Origin of the sequence: Catenulispora rubra (genome assembly GCF_015356825.1) — a bacterium.
In the GTDB taxonomy this organism is placed as follows: Bacteria; Actinomycetota; Actinomycetes; order Streptomycetales; family Catenulisporaceae; genus Catenulispora; species Catenulispora rubra.
Genome location: NZ_JAACYW010000153.1, coordinates 19967 through 27202, shown reverse-complemented (window position 1 = coordinate 27202; position 7236 = coordinate 19967). Strand labels below are relative to the sequence as shown.

5 protein-coding genes and 1 pseudogene are annotated in these 7236 nt (G+C 71.5%); 4 read left to right on the top strand and 2 right to left on the bottom strand.

The window, feature by feature from the left end; all coding sequences use genetic code 11:
* A pseudogene (locus tag GWK61_RS32885) lies at nt 1-367 on the bottom strand (hypothetical protein); the annotation flags it as partial.
* Nucleotides 368-463: 96 nt separating this feature from the next.
* Between GWK61_RS32885 and GWK61_RS32880 the strand changes: the two are divergent.
* Both GWK61_RS32880 and GWK61_RS32875 read left to right on the top strand, forming a co-directional pair.
* Nucleotides 464-1036, top strand: coding sequence for an MTB12 C-terminal domain-containing protein (locus GWK61_RS32880; protein ID WP_194915580.1), 573 nt, complete (start codon nt 464-466; stop codon nt 1034-1036).
* Complete coding sequence (locus GWK61_RS32875) at nt 1027-2442, top strand: ABC transporter substrate-binding protein (RefSeq protein ID WP_194915579.1); 1416 nt, start codon at nt 1027-1029, stop codon at nt 2440-2442. The genes GWK61_RS32880 and GWK61_RS32875 overlap by 10 nt, the downstream gene beginning before the upstream one ends.
* A 56-nt stretch (nt 2443-2498) precedes the next feature.
* On the opposite strand, the gene GWK61_RS32870 is transcribed toward GWK61_RS32875, so the two are convergent.
* Entirely contained in the window at nt 2499-2930 is a 432-nt protein-coding gene (locus GWK61_RS32870) for a nucleoside deaminase (protein WP_194915578.1), read from the bottom strand.
* 299 nt (nt 2931-3229) lie between these two features.
* Between GWK61_RS32870 and GWK61_RS32865 the strand changes: the two genes are divergently transcribed.
* Nucleotides 3230-4747 (top strand): FAD-dependent monooxygenase, encoded by a 1518-nt coding sequence (locus tag GWK61_RS32865; RefSeq protein WP_194915577.1) that lies wholly within the window; start codon nt 3230-3232, stop codon nt 4745-4747.
* Between the two features lie 73 nt (nt 4748-4820).
* The gene (locus GWK61_RS32860) at nt 4821-7202 is read left to right on the top strand and encodes a putative bifunctional diguanylate cyclase/phosphodiesterase (protein WP_194915576.1); all 2382 of its coding nucleotides are present in this window, start codon (nt 4821-4823) and stop codon (nt 7200-7202) included.
* Nucleotides 7203-7236: the final 34 nt, after the last annotated feature.

The following is a 7236-nucleotide window of genomic DNA, read 5'->3' as shown; positions in this document are numbered from 1 at the left end:
GGTAGAGGGTGCCGCCGGGGACGGCTAGGAGGGCTTCGGGCGCGGCGGGTTGGTCGCGTGGGGTGGTGGCGGGCTCGTCGGTGTCCGCGACCAGGAGTGTGTACAGGGTCTCGATGCGGTGGTCGGCGTGGTTTGTGCGGGAGGCGATGAGGGTCGCGCCGGCGACGATCATGGCGGCGCCGGGGATGGTGGCTGAGGCCAGGTAGGGCAGCTGCTGCTCGATCACGCTCTCGCCGGAGACGCCGTACCAGCCCAGGACGCAGAGGACCGCGCCGGCCGCGACGATTAGCCAGCCGGACCATTCGCGGACCGCGCGGGTCAGTGTCGACGTCTGCGGGGTCGCCGGGAAGTGTGGCAACCGGGCCATGGCAGGTTTCTACCGCTTATGTTGCGGTTTATACATAAGAGGACATGCTGGGGATGGCGGAAGTCCTTCGATCGCAGCAGAGGCGGAGAGAAAGCCATGTTGATGACGCGACGCGCCAGGGCCCCGTTCGGACGCACGCTTGCCGCCGGGGTCGCGGTCGCGGCGTTGATGGCGGCGTCGGCGTGCGGCGGGGGGAGTAGTAAACCGTCGGCGTCGGCGACTGGCAGCTCAAGCACTACGAGCACGACCTCGTCGCCGTCGAGTTCGCCCTCGACGTCGCCGACAGGGACAGCCAGCAGCGCCGGGCCGGCCGACGTCGCGGCGGCTACAGCGCAGATCAAGCAGAACTGGCAGACGTTCTTCGACCCGAAGACCACGATCCCGAACAAGGAGAAGTACCTGGAGAACGGCACCGTCCTGGCCCCGCTGCTCCAGGGCTTCGCCGCCGACCCGCGCGTCAGCCAGGTGTCGGCGGCGGTGACGAACGTGGCGTTCACCTCGGCGACCACGGCGACCGTGACCTACGCGCTGTCGCTACAGGGCACCGTCGTGGAGCCGAACGCCACCGGGAAGGCCGTGCTGCAGGACGGGACGTGGAAGGTCGCGGACTCGACCCTGTGCGGACTCGTCGCCCTCACCGGCAACACCTCGCTGCCGGGATGCAGCTAGCCGTGCGTCGGAGCGCCGGCCTGGTCGCGCTGGTCGCGGCGTCGGCGACGATGATGGTGATGGTGACGGCCGTGACCGGCTGCGGGACTCGTCTGCCGTCCAGCGCGTTCAGCCCGCGGCCGACGCCGGGCAATGGCAGTGGTAGTGGGAATGGCAGTGGTGGCGGTAGCGTCCAAAACCCAAACCAAAACCCCGCTAGCGACACCGGCATCACCCCGACCCAAATCCGCATCGGCATCCTGGCCTCCCTCACCAGCCCGGTCGGCGCCGCCGCCTTCAGCGGCCCGAGCTACGGAGCCCAAGCCTTCTTCCGCGCCCTCAACGACAGCGGCGGCATCCACGGCCGCACCGTCGCCGCCACGGTCTGCGACGACGGTGGCAGCGGCATCGGCAACCAGGACTGCGTCCACCAGCTCATCGACCACGACCAGGTCTTCGCCCTGAACGCGACGGCGGCGCTGGACTACGCGGGCGCGGACTACGTCAGCAAGAAGGACGTCCCCGACGTCGGCGGCCAGCCGATCACCACCGTCTACGACCGGTACCCGCACCTCTACGCCATCGGCGGCAGCAGCTCGCCGCGCGACGGCCGCACCGTCGGCTGGAACGGCACGCTGTATCAGAGCACGGAGATCTTCCGCTTCTTCAAGCAGCGCCTCGGCTCCGTCCGCGCCGCGGTCGTCGCCTACAACCAGGCCGACTCCACGCGCTACGCCTCCCAGCTGGCCACCGGCCTGCACGCCGAGGGCTACCACGTCGTCTCCCAGACCGTCGACCTCGCGCTCCCCGACTTCCAGGCGGTCGCGGCGGCGATGAAGGCCGACGGCACCCAACTCCTGTTCGACGCCATGGACACCCGAGGCAACGCCGCGCTCTGCAACGCGATGGACGCCGCGGGCGTGAACGTCCTGGCGAAGGTCACGAACGTCGAGAACTGGGGCGAGTCGGTCCGCAGCGACTACCGCTCCTCCCCCGCCTGCCGCAACGTCCTGTGGGCCACGTCCTCCAGCCGCAACTACGAGGACACCCAGTACCCGGCGGTCGCGCAGTTCCGCGCGGCGATGGCCCGCTACTTCCCGGACCAGGCGTCGCAGCTGTCGGCGTGGGACCTGGAGGGGTGGGCGGCCGCGCAATGGCTCACCGACGCGATCGGCTCGTGCGGCGCGAACGTGACGCGCGCCTGCGTCGAGACGTTCATGAACCGCCCGCAGCCGTACGACGCCCACAACCTGATCCTGCCGGCCTCGTTCGTGCCGACCCCGCCGCCGACCGGCACGACCCGCGCCTGCCTGAACGCGGCACGCTGGCAGGACTCGGCGCAGGGCGGCAAGGGCGGGTGGGTGACGCAGGTGCCTGATATGGACAGCAACTGCTTCGACGTGCCGCAGCTGCCTTACACACCGTAGAAACCGTTGCCGCCAAAGCTGTGGCCACCAAAGCTGTTGCCAACAGGCAAGAAAGACTACTTCCGGTAGAAGGCCTCGATCGGAACCCGCGCCGCCTCGAACAGCGCCGGCCCCTCCTGCGGCACCTGCGGCCAGCCCGACCCCGGGTTCAGCTCGACCAGCTGCGCGGTGGCCAGCGCGTACACCACGCGCCCGAGGCCCGAGCGCACGATCCCGCCGGTGCACATCCCGCACGGCTGGCAGCTGGTGTACATGGTCGTCCCGGCGGCGGCTTCCGGGCTGAGCTCGCGGGCGGCCCAGCGTGCGAGCTTCAGTTCCGGGTGGGCGGCGATGTCGTTGTCGCGGCTCACGGTGTTGTGCTCTTCGATGAGGATGGTGCCGGCAGCGTCGGCAAGCAGGGAGCCGTACGGCGCGTCGCCGATCGTGACGGCGTTCGCGGCGATGTCGATCGCGCGGCGCAGCAGGGTCTCGTCGGTGGGGGTGAGCACGGGCGGGTCCTCCGAGTTCGGTGCGGCGGCAGCGGATCTGCGCGGGCCTGGTCGAAGGACATTGTGCCGGGCCGGGCCGGTCAAGGAGACGGACAGCAAGGCGGCCACGGAAAGAGCCACGCGCGCCGCCGAGTGGGGAATCACGCGTGGCCGAAACCCCTCCCGCCCCGTGATGACCTGTGACGCCCCTTCGGCTTGGCGTCATCAGCCTCCGAGCAGCCTGTATGACGAAAGGTTGCAGTCCGGCCACAGCCCGCCCGCTATCATCGTTCGTACTCGCGCCCGACCGGGAGGAACGGATGTCGTCACCGCCGGATATCGAGGTGCTGGTCGTCGGGGCCGGACCCGTCGGCTGCTGGGTGGCCGCGGAGCTGTGCGCGGCCGGGGTGCGGGTCATGGTCGTGGAGGCGCGGGAGAACCGGGCGGCGTGGTCGCGCGGGTTCGTGGTGCATCCACGGACGCTGGAGATCTTCGATTCGCGCGGGGCCGCGGCGCCGATGCTGGCCGCCAGTCGGCGGCTGCCGACGTGGCATTTCGCGATGGGTGCCTCGCGGCTGGACTTCTCCGTCCTGCCGACCTCGTTCCCGCACATCCTGCTCCAGCCGCAGGCCCAGACCGAGGAGACGCTGGAGGAGCACCTGAACCGCTGCGGCGGCGAGGTGCTGCGCGGGCGGCGGGTCGTGGACGTGCGGCAGCAGGCCGATCGGGTCGTGGCGACGGTGCGGCATAACGGAGCCGAGCAGAGCGTCGGCGCACGCTTCGTCGTCGGCTGCGACGGTGCGCACAGCACGGTCCGCGAGACCGCCGGCATCGGCTTCAGCGGCACCCCGGACACCCTGCTCAGCCCGGCCGCGCTGGTCGAGCTGAAGGATCCGCCGCCGCCGGAGCGGTACCTGCAGGGCAACGAGCAGGGGCTGCTGTTCGTGATCCCGCTGCCGGACGGCCGGTTCGTCGTCTCGACCATCGACCACGCGGTGATGACCGACCTGAGCAAGCCGTGGACCGCGGAGATGGTGCGCGAGTCGCTGATCCGGATCACCGGGACCGACTACGGCCTCGGCGAGGTCGAGCGGGTCTCGACCATCGGCAACTCGGCGTTGCAGGCGGACCGCTACCGCGACGGCCGGGTGCTGCTGGCCGGGGACGCGGCGCATGTGCACTTCCCGATGGGCGGCCAGGGCATGAACCTGGGGATCCAGGACGCGCACAATCTGGCGTGGCGGCTGATCGCGGCCGTGCGGTCGGAGCGGGACGGCGGCAGTCCGGACACTGTGAACGAGCTGCTGGACGGCTACGAGGCCGAGCGGCGGCCGGCCGGGGAGCGTGTGTTGGAGGACGTGCACGCGCAGATGGGGCTGGTCGCGGCGACCGGAGCCGACGGCGCTGCGCTGCGGATCCGGTTCGAGGCGCTGCTGGCCGAGCATCCGGCGGTCAACCTTCAGTACGCGCGGCGGCTGTCGGGGATCGCGGTGCGGTATCCGACAGCGCAGGACGGCGACGGCGACGACACTGAGAACATCACGGACGCGCGGCTCGGCGCCCGGGTCCCCGACCTGCTGCTCGAACGCGACGGCGCTCCCCCGGTCCGGCTCTACGAGCTGTTGCGGGAGATCGGGCCCGGCCGGTTCGTCCGGCTCACCGTCGGCGGTCCCGCAGACGGCGCCGACGGTGCCGAAGACGACCCCGAAGACGACGCCGCCGTCGTCACCGCGACGGCCGTCACCGGCCCCGCGTGGGCCCTCCGGGACCGCTGGGACACCCCGGGGTCAGTCCTGATCAGACCGGACGGGCATGTCGCCGAAGCCAGGACCTGGTGATTCGCGCGCCCGAGCGGCGCAGGGCAGCTCGGATATCATGGAGATCACCCGGACCCAGGGAGCAGGCGCATCGATGACGAGTGCGGCAGAACGCGGGGCCGAGACGGGCACCCCCGGCCGGTCGCGGCCCGACGGCCTCCCCGTGCAGCCGGGTGTGTCCCGGCGTCGGGGCGACGCCGATGCCGACGCCGACGCCAACGCCAACGCGGATGAGCGAATAGCCCCGGACCGCACGATCGACGAGGCCGAGCTGGACCGCATCTGCCTGCACAACCTGCTGTCCGCGTGCGCCGACATGATCTTCTTCAAGGACCGCGAGTCCCGCTTCCTGCGGGTCAGCGCCAGCGCCGCCGAGTTCAGCGGCACGGATCCGGCCGGGATGATAGGCAAGACGGTCCGCGACTATTTCACCCCCGAGCACGCCGCCGCCGCGTTCGCGACGGAGAAGACGATCATGCGCACCGGCCGGGCGATCATCGACTTCGAGGAGCCCCACCTGCGGCCGGGCACCCCGGAGGAGGAGACGCTCAGCGCCACGAAGCAGCCGCTGCGCGACTTCGACGGTCGCATCATCGGCACCTTCGGCATCAGCCGCGACATCACCGCGCGCAAGATCTCCGAGCGCGAGCTGAAGGCCCGCACCGCCGAGCTGGACCGGGTCGGGCGCGAGCTCAGGACGCTGCTGGACACCAGCCCGGACCTGATGGCCCGCTTCGACCGGGACCTGCGCTGCGCCTACGCCAACCCGGCGGCGCAGGAGATCACCGGGGTGGAGATGCTCGGCCACACCAGCCGGGAGCGCGGCTACTCCGAGGACTTCCTGCGGGTCTGGGAGGACTCGCTGCGGCACGTCCTGGAGACCGGGCAGGACACCGAGCGGGAGTTCAACGTCCGGGTGGCCGGGGAGTACCGCTTCCTGCACACGCGCTTCGTCCCCGAGCTGGACAGCGACGGCAAGGTCGCCAGCGTGCTGTCGGTCAGCCGGGACCTGACCGACCGCCGCCGGATCGAGGAGGCACTGGCCGAACAGGCCGTGCGCGATCCGCTGACCGGGCTGGCCAACCGCACGCTGCTGGTCAGCCGGATCCGGGAGGCGATCGAGCTCGGCGGCGCCGATCCGGACCGGCTGGCCGTGCTGTTCCTGGACCTGGACCGGTTCAAGCTGGTCAACGACAGCCTCGGGCACGCGGCCGGGGACGAGCTGCTGGCGGCCGTCGCCGACCGGCTGCGCAAGGCGGTGCGGCGCGGCGACCTGGTGGCCCGGTTCGGCGGGGACGAGTTCGTGGTGCTGTGCGAGAACGTGGCCGGCCAGACCGAGGCCGGGTCCATCGCGCAGCGCATCATCGACTGCCTGATCCCGCCGTTCGACTGCGCCGGCAAGGCGATGCACGTGCGCACCAGCATCGGCATCGCGCTCGCGCACGGCCCGGACACCACGGTCGACGAGCTGCTGCGCGACGCGGACGCCGCGATGTACCAGGCCAAGTCGGACGGCGCGGTGGCCGGCGGCTACCGGTTCTTCGAGCCGGCCACGCACGAGCGGGCCGTGCACCGCATGAACCTGGAGCAGGACCTGCGGCAGGCGGTCGAGCGCGGCGAGTTCACGCTGGTGTACCAGCCGATCGTGGCGCTGTCCGACTGCCGGGTGACCGGCGCCGAGGCGCTGATCCGGTGGCGCCACCCCGAGCGCGGGCTGCTGGCGCCGGCGGCGTTCCTGGACGTGGCCGAGGAGACGCAGCTGATCGTGCCGATCGGGCGGTGGGTGCTGGACGAGGCGTGCCGGCAGCTCGCCGAGTGGAACGCGGCGCTGGGCGGGGCTGGTGATGCCGACCGGGACCGGGACGCGGGGCTGCTCGCGACTCCGGATGCCGACGGCAACGCAGGCCTGCTCGCGGTGGCGGACGGCGTCGGGCGCCGGCGGCTGCCGCTGCTGTCGGTGAACCTGTCCAGCCGGCAGCTGTCGCACGACCCCGACCTGGTCAGCCAGGTCACCAAGGCGATCGCGCGGCACGGCGTGCCGGCCGACCGGATCTGCCTGGAGGTGACCGAGACCGCGGTGCACGAGGCCTCGCTGACCGCGCGCTCGGCGCTGGCGGCGTTCTCCGGCGCCGGGATCAAGATCGCGCTGGACGACTACGGCACCGGCTACTCCTCGCTCGGGCACCTGCGCGACAACCCGGTCGACACGCTGAAGATCGACCGCGTCTTCATCAGCGGGCTGACCCGCAACCGCGGCGACGACGCGATCGTGGTCGCGGTGATCACGCTCGCACACGCGCTCGGGATGCGGGTTGTGGCCGAGGGCGTGGAGACGCCGGAGCAGCGGGACCGGCTGCGGGAGCTGGGATGCGACTTCGCGCAGGGGCACCTGTTCGCGATGCCGTTGCGTGCCGAGGAGTACGGGGAGCTGCTGCGGAGCGGGGCGGCGGCGGTCGGGGCCGTGTCTTGCGGCTGAGGTCGCAGCGGGTTGTGTAGCCCGCATTCGCAAG